Below are 20,563 nucleotides of genomic sequence, written 5' to 3'. Positions count from 1 at the left end.
CAAGGAGCTTCCATGACCCAAGCCGCCCCCTCCCTCCGTGACCGCGCCGGTACCTTTGGCCTGTCCACCGACGAATACGATCTGCTCGTGTCTCGCATGGGCCGTGAGCCCAATGCTCTGGAAGCCGCCATTGTGGGCGCCATGTGGTCCGAGCACTGCGGCTACAAGAACAGCCGCCCCCTGTTCCGGCACTTCCCCACCACCGGCCCGCAGGTGCTTCAGGGCCCCGGCGAGAACGCGGGCGTGGTGGATATTGGCGACGGCTGGGGCGTAGCGTTCAAGATGGAAAGCCACAACCACCCGTCGGCCGTGGAACCGGTGCAGGGCGCGGCCACTGGCGTGGGCGGCATTCTGCGCGACATTTTCGCCATGGGCGCGCGGCCCTTTGCCGTGCTGGATTCGCTGCGCTTTGGCAACCCCGACAGCCCCCGCACCCGCTTTCTGGTGAACGGCGTGGTGGAAGGGATTGCCCACTACGGCAACGCCATTGGCGTGCCCACTGTGGGCGGCGAGGTGACCTTTCACCCCAGCTACCAGGAAAACCCGCTGGTGAACGTGATGGCCCTTGGCCTGCTGCGCCACGAGGACCTGGCCAAGGGGACCATGGGCGAGGTCGGCAACACCATCGTCTACGTGGGCAGTAAAACCGGTCGCGACGGTCTGGGCGGCGCCGTGTTTGCCTCTGCCGACCTCAGCAACGCTTCTCAGGCGGACCGCCCCGCGGTGCAGGTGGGCGACCCCTTTATGGAAAAGCTGCTGCTGGAAGCCACCCTTGAAGCCATTCAGGCTGGCGTGGTGGCAGGCGTGCAGGACATGGGCGCCGCCGGACTGGTGTCCTCGACCTGCGAGATGGCGTACCGCGCCGGGCTGGGCATCACCATGGACCTGGATCTTGTACCCACCCGCGAGGAAGGCATGGTCCCCATGGAGCTGTGCCTGAGTGAATCCCAGGAGCGCATGATTCTGGTGCCGGTGCCCGGCAAGGAGCAGGCGCTGCTGGACCTGCTGGCGAAGTGGGAGCTGGACGTGGTGACCATTGGACAGGTGGAGGCCCACACCAACTACCGCCTGACCTGGCGCGGCGAGGTGGTGTGCGACCTGCCGGTGGACCTGCTGAACGAGGCCCCCAAGTACACCCGCGAGGGCGTGGAATCCGACGAAATCCGGGCCAAGCGCGAGCAGGACCTCAGCGCCATTCCGGTGCCCGGCGACCTGGGGGCCGTGCTGAGTGAACTGCTCTCGCACCCCACGATTGCCAGCAAGCGCCCGATCTTCGAACGCTTTGACCATCAGGTCATGACCAACACCGTGGTGGTCCCCGGCGCGGCCGACGCCGCGGTCATGCGGGTGAAAGGATCGGACATGGGGGTGGCTGCCACCAGCGACTGCAACCCGCGCTTCGTGTATCTCGACCCCTACACCGGGGCGGCCGCTGCCGTGGCCGAGGCAGCGCGCAACCTTGCCTGTGTGGGCGCGACCCCGCTGGCCATCACCGACAACCTCAACTTCGGCAACCCCCACCGCCCGGAGGTGTACTACCAGCTGGAGCGCGCCGTGCACGGCATTGCCGATGCCTGCCGCGCCCTGAACACCCCTGTCACTGGCGGGAATGTCAGCCTGTACAACCAGTACACCGAGGGCGATGAGCGCGTGGCCATTCACCCCACCCCGACCATTGGCATGGTGGGCGTTCTGCCGGACATCACCAAGCGCGCCACGATGAACCTGAAGGGCGAAAGGCAGACCCTGTTCCTGATTGGCGAGCACGCGGGCACCATTGGCGCCAGCCAGTATCTGGAAACCATTCACGGCCTGGAAGCCGGTCAGGTGCCTGCCCTGGACCTTGCGCGCGAGCAGGCAGTCATTGACGCAACCCTGCACCTGATCCGCGCGGGCCTGACTGACACCGCACACGACTGCGCCGAGGGCGGCCTCGCCGTGGCACTGGCGGAAATGGCGATTGCCGGGGGCACCGGCCTGAACGTGAAACTCAGCGCCCCCGAAGCGGCGCGGCCCGACGCCGTCCTGTACGGCGAGGCCCACGGCCGCGTCGTGGTGGCCACCCAGGACGCGGCGGGAGTGGCAGCCGCCCTGACCACCCTAGGCGTCCCATTCACGCGCCTGGGCACCACGGGGGGAACGAGCGTCACCATTGCCATCCCGGATGCACACATACACTTGAGCGTGAACCTCGCCACCCTGACACAGGCCTACGAAGAACCCCTGCGGGAGATTCTGGGATGATTTTCGATCCCGCCACCGACAAGCCCCAGGACGAATGCGGGGTGTTCGGCGTCTTCTCGCCCGAGCCCAACGATCTGGCGTGGCTGACCTACCTGGGCCTGTTTGCCCTGCAACACCGGGGACAGGAAGCGGCGGGCATGTGCGTGTCCGACGGCGAACGCTTTCACGTGGAAAAGGACCTGGGGCTGGTCACGCAGGTGTTCGACGAGCGGCGCCTGGATTCGGTGCGGCTGGCGAATGCCCGCGTCAGCATTGGGCACGTGCGCTACAGCACCACCGGCTCCAACCTGCGCTTCAACGCCCAGCCGCTGACCACCCGCACGAACAAGGGCATTCTGGGCCTGGCCCACAACGGCAACTTCGTGAATGCCCGAGAGGTTAGAGACGCCATGCTGATGGAAGGCGCGCTGTTTGCCACCACCAACGACAGCGAAGTGATGCTGAACCTGATTGCGCGGGAAAGCCATATGGACCTGATTGAGGCCACGGCGGCGGCCATGACGAAGCTCAAGGGCGGCTTTGCCTGCGTGCTGATGAGCCGCACCCAGCTGCTGGGTTTCCGTGATCCCAATGGCGTGCGGCCCCTGGTGATCGGTCAGCGGGACGACGGCGCCTACGCCATTGCCAGCGAGCCCTGCGCCCTGTACGCCGTGGGCGCCCGGTTCATCCGTGACGTGCAACCCGGCGAACTGGTCTGGATTGACCGCAGCGGCCTGCACTCGCTGATGGTGCAGCCCAGAGTGCCCACCCCCTGCGCCTTCGAGTGGATCTACTTTGCCCGCTCTGACAGCATGCTCGACGGCGTGGACAGCCACGAGAGCCGCATTCGCATGGGGCATCAGCTGGCCCGGGAACACCCGGTGGACGCCGATATCGTGGTGCCGGTGCCGGACAGCGGCATCGGCGCGGCCATCGGCTATGCGCGGGAAAGCGGCATTCCCTTTGACTACGGCCTGTACAAGAACCCATACGCGGGCCGCACCTTCATTGCGCCCACGCAGGAAGCGCGCGAGCTGAAGGTCAAGATGAAGCTCTCCCCCACCAGCGCGGTTCGGGGCAAGCGGGTCATTCTGGTGGACGATTCCATCGTGCGCGGCACCACCAGCCGCCAGATCGTGAATCTGCTGCGCGAGGCAGGCGCCACGGAAGTGCACTTCCGCGTGAGCAGCCCGCCCATCAAGCACCCGTGCTTTTACGGCATTGACACTGCTGCTCGCAAGGAACTGGTGGCCAGCACCCACAGCGTCGAGGAAATCCGGCAACTCATCGGCGCCGACACCCTGACGTTTATCAGTGAACCTGGTCTGCGGCAGGCCATTGGCGGGGGCGGTCTGTGTGGCGCCTGCTTCACGGGTGACTACCCGGCAGGCACCCCACTGCTGAACGACGTGGACAAGCTGGCGCTGGAAGTCTGACCGTTACTGGAGCTTAGGCCCCGCCCCCGGCGGGGTCTGCCCCTTTTGCCCCTAGCGCAGCAGCGACGCCCCGCCGTCCACGTACAGCTCAATGCCCGACACGTGCCGCCCCAGGTCCGAGGCCAGGAACAGGCAGGCGTCGGCCACGTCTACCGGCTCGCCCTCGCCGCCGTGCAGAGCAGGGCTGCCTTCCGGCAGTTCCACCTCAATGCCAATCTTGTCGGTGCCGCGCTGCTCCGTGCGCTCCTGAATATTCGTATGAATCAGGCCAGGGCATACCGCATTGCAGCGGATGTTGTGGCGCCCCAGTTCCAGCGCAATCATCTTGGCGAATGCCACCTGCCCCGCCTTGGACGAGCTGTAGGCGCTGGCCCCTGGGCTGGAGAACGTGCGGTTGCCGTTGACGCTGCTGGTGATGATGATGCTGCCGCCCCCCGCGCGCTTCAGATGCGGCACGGCGTAGTGCACCGTCAGGTAGGTGCCGCGTAGATTGATGTTCAGCGTCTTGTCCCATTCCTCAGGCTGCAGTTCGTCAATGGGCGCCCAGACGCCATTCACGCCCGCGTTGGCAAACACGATATCCAACTGCCCAAAGGCCGCCACCGTGGCCTCAATGGCCTGCTGCACAGACTGTGCGTCACTAACATCGCACTGGATGTACAGTGCCTCAGCCCCCGCCTGCGACAGCTCGTCTCTTAGCCTCTCGCCTTCCTCGGGCTGCACGTCGGCCAGCGCCACGCGCGCGCCTTCCTGGGCAAACCGCCGGGCGGTGCCCGCACCGATGCCGCTGGCGCCGCCGGTAATGAACGCCACCTTGCCTGTCAACATGCCCATAGGTTCCTCCGGGAGCCGTACTGGTGTGCAGTGCCTCTGCGCTGCAGGGTAGGCTGCCCGTGCCGGGCCCGCCTGATAACCGCCTTGAGCTTCCGGTCACAGAGCGGCCCACCCATGCACGCAGCTGGTCATCCGGGGCTCAGGCTCCGGCTTTACCCTGCCCCCATGCCTCCTGCGCGCAGCCAGATTCAGCCCGGCCTGACGGTGGACCTCGTGCAGAAACAGGACCAGGCCAGCGGCCGGCTCACCCGTGGCGTGGTGGCGGCCCTGCTCACGCGCTCGCCCTCTCACCCACACGGCATCAAGGTGCGCCTGACCAGCGGGCAGGTGGGCCGGGTGCAGGCGGTGATCTCCCCCACCGGGGGCGAGCACAACCCCGGCTGACGCGGCGGGCACGCGCCCCTATCTTCTGAGGATGACCCCTGATCTCGCTCCGCAGGGCGCGCTCGACCGGGCGTGGCAGCGCGTGGCCGACCGGGAAGCGGCGCGCCTGCGCGATCTGTTCGCCGCCCACCCGGCCCCCATCCTGCCGGCCCGCGCCGCCCTGGCCCGCATCCTGGCGGCCCTGATTCTGCTGGGCTCGGCGGCCCTGACCCTTCTGGGCCTGTGGCTGCTGCTGCGCGCCCTGGGGCTGGGCGGGGTGTCAGGCGGCGCGCGGGTGACCTCGGGTCTGGGGGCCGCGCCGCTGCTGCTGTTTACCTGGGTGGCCCGGCCCCGGGTGCCCCGCGTGGAGGGCACTCCCCTGCCCGAAGCCCAGGCGCCGCAGCTGCACGCGCTGGTGCGCCGGGTGGGCGAGGCCGTGGGGGTCACCCGCCCGGTGCATATGGTGCTGAGCCCCGATGCCAATGCCTTTATGGGCCTGCACGGCCCCCGGCGCACACCCGTGCTGGGCCTGGGGCTGGCCCTGTGGTACGGCCTGCGGCCCCAGGAGCGCGTGGCACTGATCGCCCACGAACTCGCCCACCTGAAAAACGGCGATCCCACACGGGGCGGGGTGGTGCAGGCCGCCCTGAACGTGCTGCACCAGACGGTGAGCGTGCTGTGGCCAGACCCGGTCATGGAAGCGCGCGCTGGCTTACCTGAAAAACTAGGGAACCTGATCCTCAAGGGCGCCGCGCTGCTGCCCCTGGGCCTGATTCACCTGCTGCTGGGGCTGGTGGGCGCCGATCAGCAGGCGGCCGAATACCGCGCCGACCTGCTGGCCGCGCAGGTGGCCGGCTCTGAGGCCAAGGCAGGATTGCTGGACCGGCTGCACATGGCCCACCTGCTGGACAGCGCCCTGCACAAGCAGCGCCACCAGCCGCAGCGCCCAGACGCCTTTGCCGAATTCCGCCACATGCTCGATACCCTGCCGCCGGCCCAGTGGGCACAGGTGCGTGAGGAACATGCCCGGCTGCGCGTGCGCCTGGACGGCTCCCACCCGCCCACCGCCGACCGCCTGCGGGTGGTGCAGGCGTGGCCCAGCGAGCCCCTGCTGACCCTGAGCCCCGAGGACGCCGCGCGGCTGGACGCCGAGTTGCAGCCCTTCGTGGCCGCCCTGGAGGCCGCCGCCACCGAGGAGTATCTCTACCGCACCTCTGGCTAGGGCGTGGCTTGATGCGCTGCTCAGGCAGCCTTCATAGGGTGCCCGCCCGTACGTTCTGCGCGCGGGGGGTGCGCTTTGCTGGGGACGTTCGCTTTCTGGGCAGTCCTCCCCTGCCCGCGCCGGACGCCCCCTATTCCTGCCCGCGCCGCCTCTGCGCGCTGGCCATCCCACCCGGAGGTGGAGTTCATGAAACTGCACAACATCCTGTATCTGCTGGGCTTCGGCTCGATTCTGCTCAGCGCCTCGCAGTACTTCAAAGACGAGTCTTCGGAGAAAGAGCGCGACGGCCTGTTTGTGGGCCACTGGGCGCCCACCTTCTTTATCCTGGGCAAGATCGCTGAGGACAAGGCCCGCTTGAACCGCACCCTCACCGAGTAAGCCCCTGCCAGCACCGACGCACCCACCCGCCCGGTGCTGGCCTTCTGCTGCGCTGACGGCGCAACCACCAGCATAAAAAGAGGGGGCCCACGCTGCTGCAGCGTGGGCCCCCTCTTTTTTATGGCTGCTTAGCGGCTGTTGCCGTTGCCATTCCCGTTGCCAGGAGGCGGCGTGGTGGGGCAGCCTTCGGGCGGCGCGGGAATGATGTCCCCGTGGCCCCGGTGGGCTTCCAGGGCGTTGGCACTGACGGTAATCAGGTTGTAGGGGTTGTTGGCGCTGCCCGTGGCGTGACAGATGCTCACCTTGTCATTGCCGCCCTCGGGGGGGGTGGGGCTGGGGGGCGCCGGGTTGGGTGGGGTGGGGGCCGGCGGTGTGGGGCTGGGTGGTGTGGGGCTGGGCTGGGCTCCATCAGCCGTCGTGGGGCAGCCTTCAGGCGGCGCGGGGATGATGTCCCCGTGGCCCTGGTGGGCGTCCAGCGCATTGCGGCTCACCGTGATCAGGTTGTAGGGATTGGTGGCGCTGCCCGTGCGGTGGCAGATGGTCACCTTGTCGTTGTCCGAGCCGCCCTCAGGGGGCGCGGGCGGGGTGGGGGCCGGGGGCGTGGGGCTGGGTGGGGTGGGGCTGGGCGGCGTGGGAGTGGGCAGCGTGGTGCCGGGCGCACTGACCGTCACCGGGCAGCCAGCGGCGGGCGCCGGAATAATGTCGCCGTGGCCCCGGTGGGCCGCCAGCGCACTGGCGCTGACGGTGATCAGGGTGTAGGGGTTGGTGGCGCTGCCCGTGCGGTGACAGATGGTCACGCGCCCGCTCACCGCGCCGCCGGCAGGAGGGGTGGCGGCAGGGGGCGTGGGGTTACCGGCTGCCGGAGGGGTCACGGGCCGGGGCGTGACCACGGGCGCTGGCGCGGGCAACTGGCCCGGCAGCAGGGTCACGGGCGCCACTGGCAGCAGGCGCACACTGCCCACCGCCACCGGGGTACCGGGCGCAATGGGCCTCTGCAGTTCGTAGCGCTGCGCCACGTTGCCGCGCATCACCACCACCGCCGTGGCCGGCTCGCTGCCCGCAGACAGCACCACTGTGGGCCCGCGCACCGCGCCGGCACTGACGTTGCGGCCCGTGATGAGCGTCAGGGTAGTGCCGCCGCGCTGCAGATCAGCCAGGGTCACGGGGGTGGCGGGCACAGCGGCGCCAAAGGGATTCAGGGCCGTGCCAGCCGGGCGCGTGGCCGTGGGGCCACCGCCGCCGGCCAGGGCAGGGGTCAAAAGCAACAGGGCAAGAGAAAGGGCGAGTTTACCGTTCATGTCGGCCTCCTGGAAAGGGGAACTGCTGGGAATGTTCACCGATGGTAGGCGCCTCACCCGCCGCTGTCTTTTAAGTGACGTTGGTTTTTCTGTGTTACACCACACGGTTGAAGGGAGCACCAAGGCGTTCCTCATCTGACCAGGCGCCAGGGGTGACGGGAGCAGGGCAGCAGGACTCCCTGCGGGATTCCTCTGATGCCCAGGCCTGTTAAGAAGCGCGCAGGGGTGCTTTTTCATCGCCGGGGTCCCGCTTTTTTCGTTCTCGCTCTGCGCGGCAGCTCTCCGAGTCTGCTCAGCTCTGGCCTGCGGCTTACCCGAGCTCCGTAGCGGCGCCGTTGTGCCAGGGCCAGCCCTGCGGGGCACACCAGAAGCGCCGGCCCCACCCCGGTGTGTGGGACCAGCGCCCGGTGGTTCTCTGTGGCTTTCCCTGTGGCAGCTTTCTCTGTGGCGGCTTTCCCTGCAGCACAAGGTGGCCGCGCCCAGACCGCCGCGCCGGGGTCAGCCGCCCCTGAACGGTCAGGGCAGGGGCGCGCCGCGCTCTGGGCCAGGGGCCGGGCGCCCGGGTCGGCGCAGGCCCAGGCCCGCCAGAAAGCCGCCGGCCGCGGCCAGCGCCACCGTGATCAGCACGTTGTTCAGTGGACTGGGAAAGTTGGTGCTGCGGTTGGCGTTGGCCACGGCATGCAGCTGGTTGATGTCAATGACGTCCTTGCCCAGCAGCACCGCCGCCGCAATGAGCAGAACCACACCAAGCAAAAGGGCCACGCGCGACAGCAGGGACATGCCCCAGTGTAGGCAGCCGGCGCGCGCCGCAGCCTTGAGCCGTTCTTGGGGCTACTGTTCCAGCCCCTGCCCACGCACCCGGGTCGCCACGCGCCAGAACCCCGTGCTGGCCGTCACGTACAGCGTGGTGCCGTCTGGCCCGCCAAAGCACAGATTGCTTACCGTCTGGGGAAAGAGGATGCGGCCCAGTTCTGTGCCCCCGGCACTCAGCACGTGAACCCCGTCCCCCGCGCTGCTCCAGATCCGCCCGGCCTCATCCACACGCAGGCCGTCGGTCTTGCCGGGGCTGACCCGGAAGTGCTCGCCCGCGCAGGTGGCGCCGCCGTCCGGGTGCAGGTCGTAGCGGTAGGTCGCTCCGTCGCCGGTGTCGGCCAGCAGCAGGGTGCGAGCGTCCACAAAGGCCAGCCCGTTGGGTTTCAGGCGGTCCCGGATGGGGGCGGTCAGTGCGCCGTCCGGGCCCAGGCGAAAGACCCAGCGGCCGGGCAGTTCCATGGGGGCCCCGGTGCCGCCCTCTTCAGGCTTGTCCAGGCCATAGGTGGGGTCGGAGAACCACAGGCTGCCGTCGGGGTGCAGGGCCACGTCGTTGGGAGAATTCAGGCGCTGGCCTTCAAAGCGCTCGGCCAGCACGGTCCAGGTGCCGTCCTCCTCCTGGCGCAGCAGCGCGCGCTGGCCGTGCGAGCAGGCGATCAGGCAGCCCTGGGCGTCCAGACAGTGCCCGTTCTGGTGGCCGCTGGGGTTCAGCTCCTCTCGCAGCGCCCCCGTATCCGTGTAGGCCCAGGTGCGGTTCTGGCGCACGTCACTGAAGATCACCGCCTGCCGGGCGGGCACATACACCGGGCCCTCGGCCCAGGTCAGGCCCTCGGCCAGCTGTTCGGGGGCCGCGCCGGGCGGAAACAGGGACAGGAACTCGGGGTGGGCGCTGTGCAGGGCGGGATGCGGCATGGCCCTATGGTGGCGCGTTTTGCCTCCAGGCGCGAGGCCAGACCTGAGCAGCGGCCCGTACGGGGGGTTACGCGTCCAGAGACAAACCGGGGGCGCCGGGGTGCCATTTGCGGCGGCGGCCAGCGGTATGCTGAGGCGTTATGACGCAGTCGCAGACGATCATGTCCGGGGGCAACGCGGCCTTTATTGAAGGGCTGTACGAAGCCTACCTGGCTGACCCGCAGAGTGTTGATCCGCAGTGGCGGGCCTACTTCGACGAGGTGCGGGCCGGCGCCCCGGACACCGCGCACTCCGCCATTCAGCAGGCGTTTTACCAGCTGGGCACCCAGCGCCGGGGCCAGGCCGTGCTGCCGGCACCCCAGGGGGTCAGCGGCGCGCAGCAGGCGGCCGGCGCCCTGATCACCGCCCACCGCGTCTACGGGCACATCAGCGCGCGCACCAACCCGCTGAAGATGCGCGGCACGCCCACGGTGCCCGAACTGACCCCCGAGTACTACGGCCTGTCGGCCGCCGACCTGAACGAGCCCGTGCAGGACGGCGTGTTCCGGGGGCCGCTGCGCGACGTGATTGCCCAGCTGCAGGACACCTACTGCGGCGCCATCGGCTTTGAATTCTCGTACCTGCCGGCCACCGAGCGCGCGTGGTTTCAGGAGCGCGTGGAGGCCGGGCGCGGCCGGGGGGAGTACACCCGCGAGGAACGCCGCCGCCTGATGCAGAAGCTCACGGCCGCCGAGGGCCTGGAACTGTACCTGAAAAACAAGTACCCCGGCGTCAAGCGCTTTGGCCTGGAAGGCGGCGAGAGCTTTATTCCGCTGCTGGACCGCATCATCCAGCAGGCGGGCAAGGCGGGCGTCAAGGAGGTCGTGCTGGGTATGGCCCACCGTGGCCGCCTGAACACCCTGGTCAACATCTTCGGCAAGCCCAGTTCGGCGCTGTTTGATGAATTCGACGGCAAGAAGAAGCTCAGCGACAACCCCGATGTGGCCGGCGACGTCAAATACCACATGGGCTATTCCAGCGACGTGCGCACGCCGGGCGGCCCCATGCACCTCGCGCTGGCTTTTAACCCCAGCCACCTGGAAATCGTGGCGCCGGTGGTGCACGGCTCCGTGCGCGCCCGCCAGGACCGCCGGGGCGACCAGGACCGCCGCTCGGTGCTGCCGGTGACCATTCACGGCGACGCGGCCGTCAGCGGCCAGGGTGTGGTGATGGAAACCCTGAACCTCTCGCGCCTGCGCGGCTTTGCCACGGGTGGGGCGGTACGCATCGTGATTAACAACCAGGTGGGCTTTACCATCTCCGACCCGCGTGACACCCGCAGCAGCCGCTACTGCACGGACGTGGCCAAGATTGCCAACGCGCCGGTACTGCACGTCAACGGCGACGACCCCGAGGCCGTGGCCTTCTGCGGCGACCTCGCGCTGGCCTACCGCCAGGAGTTCGGCAAGGACGTGTTCATTGACCTGATCTGCTTCCGGCGCAACGGCCACAACGAGGGCGACGAGCCGCGCATGACCCAGCCCATCATGTACCGCGAGATTGACGGCCACCCCGGCACCCGCGCCCTGTACGCGAAAGAACTGGAGGCGGCGGGTGTGCTGGACGCCGGTGAAGGCGACCGCCTGGTCGAGCGCTTCCGCGACCAGCTGGACGCGGGCGAAGCTGTGGTCGAGGAGATGGAAAACCTGGCCCAGAGCAAGCTGGCTGTGGACTGGAAGGAGTACACCGGCACCCACTGGCGCGACGAGGTGCCCACCAGCGTGCCGCAGGAGAAACTGACCGAACTGGGCCTGAAGCTCACGGAAGTCCCTGAAGGCTTCAAGGTGCACCGCACCATCGAGCGCACGGTCATCAAGCCCCGTCAGGCGATGGCGCGCGGCGAGCAGCCCCTGGACTGGGGCATGGGCGAGATGCTGGCCTACGCCACACTGCTGGACGAGGGCTACGGCGTGCGGCTGGTGGGCCAGGACTCGGGGCGCGGCACCTTCGTACACCGCCACGCCGTGCTGCACGACCAGAATGCCACCGACCCCATGAACGAGGAATACATGGCGCTGGCGCACCTGGGGGCAGAACAGGGGCGCGTGGAGGTCATTGACTCCACCCTGTCCGAAGAAGCCGTGATGGCCTTTGAATACGGTTACTCCACCTCCGAGCCCAAGGCCCTGATCGCCTGGGAAGCGCAGTTTGGTGACTTTGCCAACGGGGCGCAGGCCGTTATTGACCAGTTCCTCTCGGCCGGAGAAAGCAAGTGGCAGCGCCTCTCAGGGCTGACCCTGCTGCTGCCCCACGGCTACGAGGGCGCGGGCCCGGAGCATTCCAGCGCCCGCCTGGAGCGTTACCTGCAGCTGTGCGCGCAGAAGAACATGCAGGTGGTGGTGCCTTCGAGCGCCGCGCAGATCTTCCACCTCCTGAGGCGCCAGGTGCTGCGCCCCTACCGCAAGCCGCTGATCGTGATGACCCCCAAGAGCCTGCTGCGCAACAAGCAGGCCATGAGCCCACTGTCGGAACTGGCCGAGGGCCGCTTCTGTGAGGTGATTGGCGACGAGGCGGTGCAACAGGCCCGGCGCGTGGTGATCAGCTCCGGCAAGCTGCACTGGGAACTGGAAGAGGCGCGCAACGCCGACAAGGAAGGCTATGCCGGCACCGCCCTGATTCGCCTGGAGCAGCTGTACCCGTTCCCTGCCCAGGCACTGGCCGAGGAACTGGCGAAGCACCCCGGCGCCCAGGTGGTCTGGGCCCAGGAAGAACCCGAGAACCAGGGCGCGTGGCTGATGATCTGGGAGGACCTGGAAAGGGTGCTGGCCCCCGGTCAGACCCTGAAGTCCGCCACCCGCCCGCGCGCGGCCAGCACCGCCGCCGGCTACGCCAGTGTGCACGCCAAGGAGCAGGCCAAGGTCATTGCCGACGCCCTGGGCGAGAAGATCAGCCGCGAGGTGGTGCAGGAGCAGAAGGAGCTGGCCCAGACCGCCCAGCAGGACGGGTAAAGGTCCGGCTTAGCCAGGAAGCCCCCCAGACCATAGACCTGGGGGGCTTCCTGGTTGCCGTTGTCCGGCGTGGGTGCGGCCTGCCCCTGGGGACAATCCCTGGGCGCGCCGGCTCGTCCCCGGCCCAGGCACAGGCCCCGGGGGGTATAACAGAAGGCGTTATGGCGGACATCAAGGTTCCTGTTTTTTCCGAGTCGGTGAGCGAGGGCACGCTGCTGGCGTGGCACAAGAAGCCCGGTGACCCGGTCAAGCGCGGCGAGGTGCTGGCCGAAATTGAGACCGACAAGGTGGTGCTGGAAGTCACCGCCCTGCAAGACGGCATGCTGGTCAGCACCGCCAAGAACGAGGGCGACACGGTGCTGAGCGAGGAAGTGCTGGGCGTGGTGGGCGACGCCGGCAGCGCGCCGGTCGCCTCCACGCCCACCACGACCGGCCCCAGCACGAACGGCACCAGCGCGCCCGCGGCCAGCGAGGCCCCAGCCCCCACCGAGAACCCGGCCGGCAACGAGGCCACGCGCCGCGACGACCTCTCGCCCGCCGTGCGCAAGATCGTGGCCGAGCAGGGCCTGGACCCCGCGCAGATTCCGGCCACTGGGCCCCGGGGCAACATCACCAAGGCCGACGCCGTGGCCGCTGCCCAGGGTGGGCTGACCTACCAGGGCCCTCAGGACGCCGCCCGGCCGGTGAGCCAGCAGACCAGCAGCGCCCCGGCCACTCCCGCTGTGACGCCCGCCGCCACCATTCCGGCCGGCGCGCGCCCCGAGCAGCGCGTGCCCATGACCCGCATTCGCCAGCGCATTGCCGAGCGCCTGAAAGACGTGCAGAACACGGCGGCCCTGCTGACCACCTTCAACGAGGTCAACATGAAGCCGGCGATGGACCTGCGCAAGAAGTACCAGGACCCGTTTGTGGCCAAGCACGGCACCAAGCTGGGCTTCATGAGCCTGTTCGTGCGCGCCGCCACCGAGGCTCTCAAGGCGTTCCCGGTGGTCAATGCCAGCGTGGACGGCAAGGACATCATCTACCACGGCTACTACGACATTGGCATTGCGGTTGCCAGCGACCGGGGCCTGGTGGTGCCCATCCTGCGCGACACCGACACCATGAGCCTGGCGGGCATTGAAAAGCAGATTGCCGAATTTGCCAACAGGGCCAAGGGCGGCAAGCTGACGCTGGACGATATGTCGGGCGGCACCTTCTCCATCACCAACGGCGGCACCTTCGGGTCCATGATGAGCACGCCCATCATCAACGCGCCTCAGAGCGCGATCCTGGGGATGCACAACATCATCGAGCGCCCCATTGCCCAGAATGGCCAGGTGGTGATCGCCCCCATGATGTACATCGCCCTGAGCTACGACCACCGCATCATTGACGGCAAGGAAGCGGTGCAGTTCCTGGTGATGATCAAGAACCTGCTGGAAGACCCAGCGCGGATGCTGCTGGAGCTGTAAGACGAGTTCCGAACAATGCCGTACCCCATGACGGCATTGTTCCGACCCGAGGGACTCGCAGCGCTGCGCAGCAGAGCAGGAAGGGAGACGGCTGTCCGGGCATTGGGCTGGAACAGCGCCGAAGGCGGGGAACATCCCCCTTCTTCCCGGATGTGACGCAAATGGACGGCCGTCCGTCTCAGGGTGACCGTTGAAGGGTGATGGGGAAATCACCTTCCACTGGAAAGGGGCAGGCCGGCGTAAAAACGCGCCGGCCTGCCCCTTTCGCTCGTGGCCCGTCAGGGCACTTCTGGGGTGTAGGCCACCCGTCCCGCGCGGTCCATCCGCACCTCAGGGCCCAGGCGCAGCAGCGCCACAGCGGGCTTGGCGGCGCCGCTGTTGCCCAGCGCCTGCAGGTCACCCGTAAAGCGCACCTGTGCCTGGACTGAACGGAAGGGCAGTTGCCCCTGGGCATCCACGGTCACCAGGTCCATGCCCAGCCCACTGACGCCCCGGAAGGTGATGGGGCGGAGCACGGCGTACACTTCGCCGGGCGCGCCCCGCACCCGGACCCGCTGGGCAAAGCTCGGCACGATGCCCCTCGATTCGTGGGGCCGGGGGATCAGGTGGGCGCCGGTGTAGATCGTCACATCGAGCGTTCTGGAGAGGGTGAACGTGAGCCACTCTTCGACCGTGGGCAGGAGACTTACCCCCTCTCCGGGGGACGCGAGTTCCAGCCGCAGGCGGCCCAGCATCAGCACCGGACCATCGAACGGGCGCTCAATCTTCAGTGGTTGGTTCAGGGTGGAGCGCACACTGCCCAGGAGAATGTCGCTGTCCAGCAGACGCTCGCCGTCACGCTCCAGCACAGGGCCGGGCCAGAACGCGGGCCGCCCCTGCTGGACAGCCCGCTCGATCATCGCCTCAAGGACGCGGTTGGTGCGGGGAATTTCCACCTGTCCCACCTCGCCCGCCGCTTCGGTCCAGCGCACCACCAGCACGTCCTCGGTGAAACTGACCAGTGGGCTGTCTCTGTCTGAAGGCCCCACCACAGTACGCTGGACCGTCTCCACCGTGGCCCCCTGCGCCTGCAGGCGGGCGGTCAGGCTGCCCAGCCCCACCCAGAACTTCTGGGCATGGGTGCACAGGCTGGGGGCGCCCGCCCGGGTGGGTCGGCACTCGGGCATCTGGATCACCAGGGGCGGCGCACTGGTGCTCTGGCGCGGCAGGGCCAGCAGGGTCCCCGCCAGCGCGAGGCTACACAGCCCGCCCAGCAGCCCCAGCCGGGGCCACAGATGCACCCGCCGCAGCCCGGCCGCCAGCGGCGCCGGCGCCCCAAAGTCCTGCAGGGCGCGGCGCAGCGCCTCCTCTGCGGGCACGCCCATCACCTGAAGCTCCGCCGCCCGCTCCAGAATGTTGCCCCGCAGTTCTTCACGAACCTGGCGCCGCTGACCCCCAGGCAGGCCGCGCGTGGCCCGGTTCAGAAAGCGCTCCAGCGCCTTCACCGGTTCCCCCAGTGCCCGGTCAGGCCCTGGTGCCAGCGGTGATAGGCGTCCCGCTTGGCATCCAGCGCCGCCTGTCCAGCCGGGGTCAGGCGGTAGTAGCGCAGAGGGTGACCCCCCCGGGGGCTGGGCCGGCTCTCGCTGCGCAGCCAGCCGCGCTGCTCCAGACGGTGCAGCGCCGGGTACAGGGTCCCGGCGTTCAGATCAAGGTCGCCGCCTGTCAGCGTGTGCAGGGCCTTGGCCAGTTCCAGGCCGTAGTGCTCCCCAGTCTCCAGCAGCGTCAGCAGCGAGAGCTCCAGATCCCCGTTGTGAATGGCCATGCTTCAATATACATTTTCGTTATCGGTTTTCAATTATGGTTGCGGCTTGCAGGCTTTCTCCGGGCGCTTGCTCCGTCCTACTCTGAAGGCATGACCCAGACGCACGATGCCCTTTCCGGTCGCTTCGGCGGCATTTCAGATGGGGTGGCCCTGTCGGCCACCTGGGACGGAGAACGCCTGACCGGGCGCGTGGGCGGCTACGTGGACGGCACCGATGTGACGGTGTGGATTGACGAGGGCGTGCTGCTGGGCCGCGTGGGCGGCGTGACCCACGGCTTCGACGTGCGCGCCAGTATTGCGGCGGGCGAGATGACCGTGCGCCTGGGGAGCTACATCAGCGGCGTGGATGTGACGCTGAACTTCACCCCCGACACGGTCACCGGCCGCTACGGCACCTTCACCGACGGCCTGGACGTGACGCTGCGCCACTACGCCGGCGAGGTGCGTGGGCGCTTCGGGTCGTTTACCCGGGGGGTGGACGCCCGCATGGATCTGGGCGCGGTGCCCTTTCCGCTGGGCGCCCTGCTGCTGGCCTGCACCCTGCACCTGTGGCTGGGCCAGGGCCGCGCGCTGAGCGCCAGCCGCTAAGGACATTGCACCTGACGTTGCGACTGTGCAGGAGAGCACCGCAAAGTCTCCACTCCCGGTGCAATGTACTGTGTTCGCCACTCGCTCTGCGGCGCAGCTGTTTCAGCCCGCTTGGTTGATCTCAAGATCAACAGCGAGCGACTTAGAGCCCCCGGGCGTGGCCTACAGCTTGTCGCCCACGTGAATGGCGGCGATGCCAAAGGTCAGCAGGCGAAAGCGGGTGCGAAAGCCAGTGGCCTGCATCAGGCGCTCCAGGCGGGCGGGGTCGGGAAAGGCCAGCACGCTTTCTGGCAGGTAGGTGTAGGCCCCGGCGTTGCCGCTGACCAGGGCGCCGATGCGCGGCAGCACGTGGCGGAAGTAGAAGCGGAATACGGCGCCGAACAGCCCGGGCCGGGGCGGCGGGAACTCCAGAATGACCGCCCGGCCGCCCGGGGCCAGCACCCGCCAGAATTCCGAGAGGCCGCGCTCGTAGTCGGCGAAGTTGCGAAAGCCAAAGGCGCAGGTCACGGCGTCGAAGCTGCCGTCTGGGTAGGGCAGGTTCAGGGCGTCGCCCTCTTCCAGAGAGATGCTGAGGTGCCGGGCCTGTGCTTTCTGGCGGCCGATGGCCAGCATCTGCGGCACGAAGTCACTGCCCACCACCTCGGCCTCTGGGGCGCGCGTTTTCAGTTCCAGGGCAAAGTCGGCGGTCCCGGTGGCCACGTCCAGAACGCGGCGGGGCTGCAGCGCCAGCGCCTCCTGGGCGGCCACGCGGCGCCAGCCCCGGTCCACGCCCAGGCTCAGCACCCGGTTGAGCAGATCGTAGCGGGGTGCAATAGAGGCGAACATCGCCTGCACGTCCTGCCCCTTGTCCTGCCGGTCGCCCACCGCTGGCCGCTTGGTCATGGGGGCATGATAGGGGCGCGGGGGCGGGACAGGCCGGCAAGCGGCCCCGGCTGTGGGGCCCGTATCAGCCCCCAATCGTGCCCAGGGCGCGGCCCACCTTCTCGTAGGCGGCCAGGGCCCGGTCCAGATCGTCGCGGGTGTGCTCGGCGGTCACGATGTTGCGGATGCGGGCCAGGGTGCGGGGCACGGTGGGAAAGCCCAGCCCCACGGCAAAGATGCCCTCATCGAACAGGCGGCGGCTGGCCTCAAAGGCGGCGGGCGCTTCCCCGAAAATGACGGGCGTGATGGGCGTGACGCTGCCAAAGGTGTCGAAGCCCAGGCGCCCCAGTTCCGCCTTGAAGTAGCGGGTGTTGGCCCACAGGCGCTCCATCAGCGTGGGGTCGCGCTGCACCTCGTCCAGCGCGGCGGCCAGGGCGCCCACCGTGGCGGGGGCCTGCGCGGTGGAAAACAGGTAGGGCCGGGCGCGGTTGATCAGCAGCTGGCGCAGCCCGGCGTGCCCCGCCGCGTAGCCGCCCACGCCGCCCCAGGCCTTGCTCAGGGTGCCCACCTGAATCACGTCGTCGGCGTACTCGAAACCGAAGTGATGCACGGTGCCCCGCCCCTGCGCGCCCATCACGCCGCTGCCGTGGGCGTCGTCCACATAGGTCACGGCGCCGTACCGGCGGGCCACCTCGACCAGTCTGTCCAGCGGGGCCAGGTCGCCGTCCATGCTGAACACGCCGTCGGTCACCACCATGATCAGCCCTTCCGTGGGGTTCTCGCGCAGCACGCGGTCCAGGTCCTCGGGGTCGGCGTGCTTGAAGACCTTGCGGGTGGCTTTGGTCAGGCGCAGGCCGTCAATGATGCTGGCGTGGTTCAGCTCGTCGCTGACCACGAGGTCGCCCTCTTTGAGCAGGCCGCCCAGCACGCCCTGGTTGGTGGAAAAGCCGCTGTGCAGCACCAGCGCGCTGCCAGTGTGCTTGAAGCCTGCAATCTGCTCTTCCAGTTCCTCGTGAATGCGCAGGGTGCCGGCAATGGTGCGCACGGCCCCGGCCCCCACGCCCCACTTCTGCAGGTATTCGGCGGCGCGCGCCTTCAGGGCCGGGTGATTGGCAAAGCCCAGATAGTTGTTGCTGGCAAGGTTCACGACCTCGCGCCCGTCCACCGTGGTGCGGGCGTGCTGCGGGGCGTCCAGCACGCGCGGGCTGATCAGCAGGCCACTTTCACGCAGGCCGGAGAGTTCGGCGCTCAGGCGGTCGGACAGGGTGACAGGCATGGGGGCAGTGTAGGGGGCTGGGGGGCCGCTTGTCCGTGAGGCGGGGACGGATAGGATGAGGCGGAATGCACCTGAGAAAAGGAGCGCTCAAGCTGTCCCTTGAGCTTGTGGAGTATCAGTTTCCAGACCCAGCTATTGGATGGGACGCCAACTGGCTGAATGTCCGGCTGAAGCTGTCGTTGCCGGATGGCCGGCTCTGGGAAGTTGTAGACCCTTGCCTGACCGCACAGGAGGCCCACCAGTTGGTCGCCTGGCTGGAAGAGGTGGCAGAACACGCCCCGACCTTTATTGGCTGGCAGGGGGCTGTGCTAAGCAGCGAGGAATCCTTCACCGAACCCTGCCTGATGATCGCGGCCCGCTCGCCCTGGTTCAGCCACCCTGAGTGGGACGAGCAGCTGCACCTGCGCGTCACGCTGAGTTCAGAGTATCTGCCGCCCTTTGCCCATGAACTGGACCATTCACCAGCCTGGGCCGAAGCGGGCGAAGTCTCGGCCGCGTGGCTGGATTTTCCTGTAACCCAGGCGGACCTGCGCGAGTTGCGCGCCCAGTGGGCCGCACAGGTGCAGCGGTTCCCGGTTCGCGACCCGTCCCGAACCCCCTGCCGCTAGATTTCTTGGCCGCTCGACTCGCGGCCCACCGCCAACCACATCCAGTGCTCCTCGTACACCTGCCCGTCCCGGCGCAGGGCGTCGGGCTGCGTGCCCCACACCCGAAAGCCGCAGCGTTCATACAGGCGCCGGGCGGCGTGCTGGGTGTCGGTCACAGTCAGGTGCAAAGAGGTCACGCCGGGCCAGGTGCGGGCGTGGTCAATGGCGGCCCTTACCAGCCCCACGCCCACACCCTGCCCGCGCGCCGCCGGGGCCACCGACACACTGAAAACGTTCACGCGGTGGGCCTGGGCCGGGGATTCCTCCCGCATCAGGGTCAGCAGGCCCACCAGTTCGCCGCTTAAAAAGGCCCCGAAGGTCACGCCGGGCGCGCCCGGGGCCAGGCGAACGGCCAGCCGCTCAAGAGGCCAGGCCGCAAACTGCTCGGCGGTGGTCACGAAGGCGGCGGGGTCGGCGCGCAGGGCGGCCAGCCTCGCTTCCCGGTAGGCGGGGGCATCGGCCAGGGTCAGGCGGCGAATCTGAAGGCTCACACCGGCTCCGGGGCCCCCAGGGCCACCGCCTCGGCGGGGCCGGGGCGGCTCTGGCCGATGTGCCGGTCGCGCCAGTTGAGCACGTGGCCGTCCCGGCGCACATGCCGGGTCAGGGCCAGGTCCAGGTCGGCCACCAGCCAGCCGCTGTCGTTCCAGCCGCGCTGCGCCACCACGCCGTCAGCGGGCAGCCCGTTGTCGGCGGGCGCGTAGAGGCCCGCCGCGCCGTGGGCGTCCTCCACGGCGTAGGTCCAGGGGGCGTCGGCAATCAGGGGGGCGTGCAGCACGTAGCACTGATTTTCCAGGGCGCGGGCCATGCTGCCCACCCGCACGCGCGTGTACCCGGCGCGGCTGCCGGTGAACGACGGCACCACCAGCAGTTCTGCGCCGCCTTCGGCCAGCTGGCGGGCCAGCGCCGGAAACTCGCTGTCGTAGCAGATGGCCACGCCAAAGCGCAGCGTCCAGCCGGGCAGCGGCAGCTCGAACACGCGCACGCCCTCGCCGGGAGCGATGGCCCACTCCTCGGCCTCAAAGCGGGTCATCAGCAGCTTGTCCTGGTGGGCCTGGGTGCCGTCCGGGCCAAACACGTAGGCGCGGTTCACGAACAGGTCGCCGTGCGCCACCGGGAAGCTGCCCGCCACGATTCCCACCCCGTGCTCGCGGGCCAGCCGGGCGTGCAGCGCCAGAAACGCCGGCAGAAACGCCTGCAGCGCCGGGCGCATGCCCAGCACGTCGTGGTGAAGTTCGCTGGGCAGCAGACTGATGAGTTCCAGTGGCGCGTATTCAGGAAAGATCAGCAGTTGCGCGCCCTGGGCCGCCGCCTCGGCCACCCAGCGCGCGAGCTTGGCCTCGTAGGCGGCCCAGCCGTTCAGACGCTCCACCGGATACGCCGCCGCCGCCACCCGCACCACACTGCCCTGGTCTGTCATGCGCCCGAGTGTAGGCCAGGGCCCCCGCCGCGCGCCGCCGCCAGATGACCTACCCT

19 protein-coding genes are annotated in these 20,563 nt (G+C 68.7%); 9 read left to right on the top strand and 10 right to left on the bottom strand.

The window, feature by feature from the left end; all coding sequences use genetic code 11:
* The first annotated feature begins 12 nt into the window (after positions 1–12).
* Positions 13–2,244: a phosphoribosylformylglycinamidine synthase subunit PurL gene (gene purL / locus C8263_RS11450; protein WP_107138254.1), complete on the top strand. Its 2,232-nt coding sequence runs from the start codon at positions 13–15 to the stop codon at positions 2,242–2,244.
* Positions 2,241–3,659, top strand: coding sequence for an amidophosphoribosyltransferase (gene purF, locus C8263_RS11445; protein ID WP_107138253.1), 1,419 nt, complete (start codon positions 2,241–2,243; stop codon positions 3,657–3,659). The genes purL and purF overlap by 4 nt, the downstream gene beginning before the upstream one ends.
* A gap of 51 nt (positions 3,660–3,710) precedes the next feature.
* On the opposite strand, the gene C8263_RS11440 is transcribed toward purF, so the two are convergent.
* Positions 3,711–4,493 (bottom strand): SDR family oxidoreductase, encoded by a 783-nt coding sequence (locus C8263_RS11440; RefSeq protein WP_107138252.1) that lies wholly within the window; start codon positions 4,491–4,493, stop codon positions 3,711–3,713.
* Positions 4,494–4,658: 165 nt separating this feature from the next.
* Here C8263_RS11440 and C8263_RS11435 point away from each other — a divergent pair, with 165 nt between their 5' ends.
* The 3 genes from C8263_RS11435 to C8263_RS11425 all read left to right on the top strand — a co-directional run bounded on the left by C8263_RS11435 (position 4,659) and on the right by C8263_RS11425 (position 6,456).
* Complete coding sequence (locus C8263_RS11435; protein WP_107138251.1) at positions 4,659–4,877, top strand: YwbE family protein; 219 nt, start codon at positions 4,659–4,661, stop codon at positions 4,875–4,877.
* 31 nt (positions 4,878–4,908) lie between these two features.
* Positions 4,909–6,078, top strand: a complete 1,170-nt coding sequence (locus C8263_RS11430) for a M48 family metalloprotease (RefSeq protein ID WP_107138250.1) — start codon at positions 4,909–4,911, stop codon at positions 6,076–6,078.
* Between the two features lie 186 nt (positions 6,079–6,264).
* The gene (locus tag C8263_RS11425; protein ID WP_107138315.1) at positions 6,265–6,456 is read left to right on the top strand and encodes a hypothetical protein; all 192 of its coding nucleotides are present in this window, start codon (positions 6,265–6,267) and stop codon (positions 6,454–6,456) included.
* Between the two features lie 128 nt (positions 6,457–6,584).
* Here C8263_RS11425 and C8263_RS19300 read toward each other — a convergent pair whose 3' ends face one another.
* The 3 genes from C8263_RS19300 to C8263_RS11405 all read right to left on the bottom strand — a co-directional run bounded on the left by C8263_RS19300 (position 6,585) and on the right by C8263_RS11405 (position 9,476).
* Positions 6,585–7,754 carry a hypothetical protein gene (locus tag C8263_RS19300; RefSeq protein WP_158263790.1) on the bottom strand — a complete coding sequence of 390 codons (1,170 nt, stop codon included), beginning with the start codon at positions 7,752–7,754 and terminating at the stop codon, positions 6,585–6,587.
* Positions 7,755–8,270: 516 nt separating this feature from the next.
* Positions 8,271–8,534 (bottom strand): hypothetical protein, encoded by a 264-nt coding sequence (locus C8263_RS11410; protein ID WP_107138247.1) that lies wholly within the window; start codon positions 8,532–8,534, stop codon positions 8,271–8,273.
* Positions 8,535–8,585: 51 nt separating this feature from the next.
* Positions 8,586–9,476 (bottom strand): SMP-30/gluconolactonase/LRE family protein, encoded by an 891-nt coding sequence (locus C8263_RS11405; protein ID WP_107138246.1) that lies wholly within the window; start codon positions 9,474–9,476, stop codon positions 8,586–8,588.
* Between the two features lie 140 nt (positions 9,477–9,616).
* Here C8263_RS11405 and C8263_RS11400 point away from each other — a divergent pair, with 140 nt between their 5' ends.
* Together C8263_RS11400 and odhB are read left to right on the top strand one after the other, a co-directional pair.
* The gene (locus C8263_RS11400; protein ID WP_107138245.1) at positions 9,617–12,463 is read left to right on the top strand and encodes a 2-oxoglutarate dehydrogenase E1 component; all 2,847 of its coding nucleotides are present in this window, start codon (positions 9,617–9,619) and stop codon (positions 12,461–12,463) included.
* Positions 12,464–12,624: 161 nt separating this feature from the next.
* Entirely contained in the window at positions 12,625–13,917 is a 1,293-nt protein-coding gene (gene odhB, locus C8263_RS11395; RefSeq protein ID WP_107138244.1) for a 2-oxoglutarate dehydrogenase complex dihydrolipoyllysine-residue succinyltransferase, read from the top strand.
* A 278-nt stretch (positions 13,918–14,195) separates the two neighbouring features.
* On the opposite strand, the gene C8263_RS11390 is transcribed toward odhB, so the two are convergent.
* Together C8263_RS11390 and C8263_RS11385 are read right to left on the bottom strand one after the other, a co-directional pair.
* Positions 14,196–15,401, bottom strand: a complete 1,206-nt coding sequence (locus tag C8263_RS11390; RefSeq protein WP_107138243.1) for a permease prefix domain 1-containing protein — start codon at positions 15,399–15,401, stop codon at positions 14,196–14,198.
* Positions 15,398–15,718 (bottom strand): PadR family transcriptional regulator, encoded by a 321-nt coding sequence (locus C8263_RS11385; protein ID WP_107138242.1) that lies wholly within the window; start codon positions 15,716–15,718, stop codon positions 15,398–15,400. Before C8263_RS11385 ends, C8263_RS11390 begins: the two co-directional genes overlap by 4 nt.
* Positions 15,719–15,808: 90 nt before the next feature.
* Here C8263_RS11385 and C8263_RS11380 point away from each other — a divergent pair, with 90 nt between their 5' ends.
* Entirely contained in the window at positions 15,809–16,306 is a 498-nt protein-coding gene (locus tag C8263_RS11380; RefSeq protein ID WP_107138241.1) for a hypothetical protein, read from the top strand.
* A gap of 162 nt (positions 16,307–16,468) precedes the next feature.
* On the opposite strand, the gene ubiE is transcribed toward C8263_RS11380, so the two are convergent.
* Positions 16,469–17,188, bottom strand: coding sequence for a bifunctional demethylmenaquinone methyltransferase/2-methoxy-6-polyprenyl-1,4-benzoquinol methylase UbiE (gene ubiE, locus C8263_RS11375; RefSeq protein ID WP_107138240.1), 720 nt, complete (start codon positions 17,186–17,188; stop codon positions 16,469–16,471).
* 64 nt (positions 17,189–17,252) lie between these two features.
* Complete coding sequence (locus C8263_RS11370) at positions 17,253–18,443, bottom strand: BioF/Kbl family PLP-dependent acyltransferase (RefSeq protein ID WP_107138239.1); 1,191 nt, start codon at positions 18,441–18,443, stop codon at positions 17,253–17,255.
* A 65-nt stretch (positions 18,444–18,508) separates the two neighbouring features.
* On the opposite strand from C8263_RS11370, the gene C8263_RS11365 reads away from it, so the two are divergent.
* Complete coding sequence (locus C8263_RS11365) at positions 18,509–19,051, top strand: WapI family immunity protein (RefSeq protein WP_442873432.1); 543 nt, start codon at positions 18,509–18,511, stop codon at positions 19,049–19,051.
* Here the strand turns inward: C8263_RS11365 and C8263_RS11360 are convergent.
* Together C8263_RS11360 and C8263_RS11355 are read right to left on the bottom strand one after the other, a co-directional pair.
* Positions 19,048–19,581: a GNAT family N-acetyltransferase gene (locus C8263_RS11360; RefSeq protein ID WP_107138237.1), complete on the bottom strand. Its 534-nt coding sequence runs from the start codon at positions 19,579–19,581 to the stop codon at positions 19,048–19,050. The two genes, C8263_RS11365 and C8263_RS11360, sit on opposite strands and share 4 nt — an antisense overlap.
* Positions 19,578–20,507, bottom strand: a complete 930-nt coding sequence (locus C8263_RS11355; RefSeq protein ID WP_107138236.1) for a carbon-nitrogen hydrolase family protein — start codon at positions 20,505–20,507, stop codon at positions 19,578–19,580. Before C8263_RS11355 ends, C8263_RS11360 begins: the two co-directional genes overlap by 4 nt.
* Between the last annotated feature and the right edge of the window lie 56 nt (positions 20,508–20,563).

The organism is Deinococcus arcticus (assembly GCF_003028415.1).
GTDB classification, from domain to species: Bacteria; Deinococcota; Deinococci; order Deinococcales; family Deinococcaceae; genus Deinococcus; species Deinococcus arcticus.
Note: the sequence above shows the minus strand (reverse complement) of the source record. Positions and strands in the feature narration are given on the sequence as shown.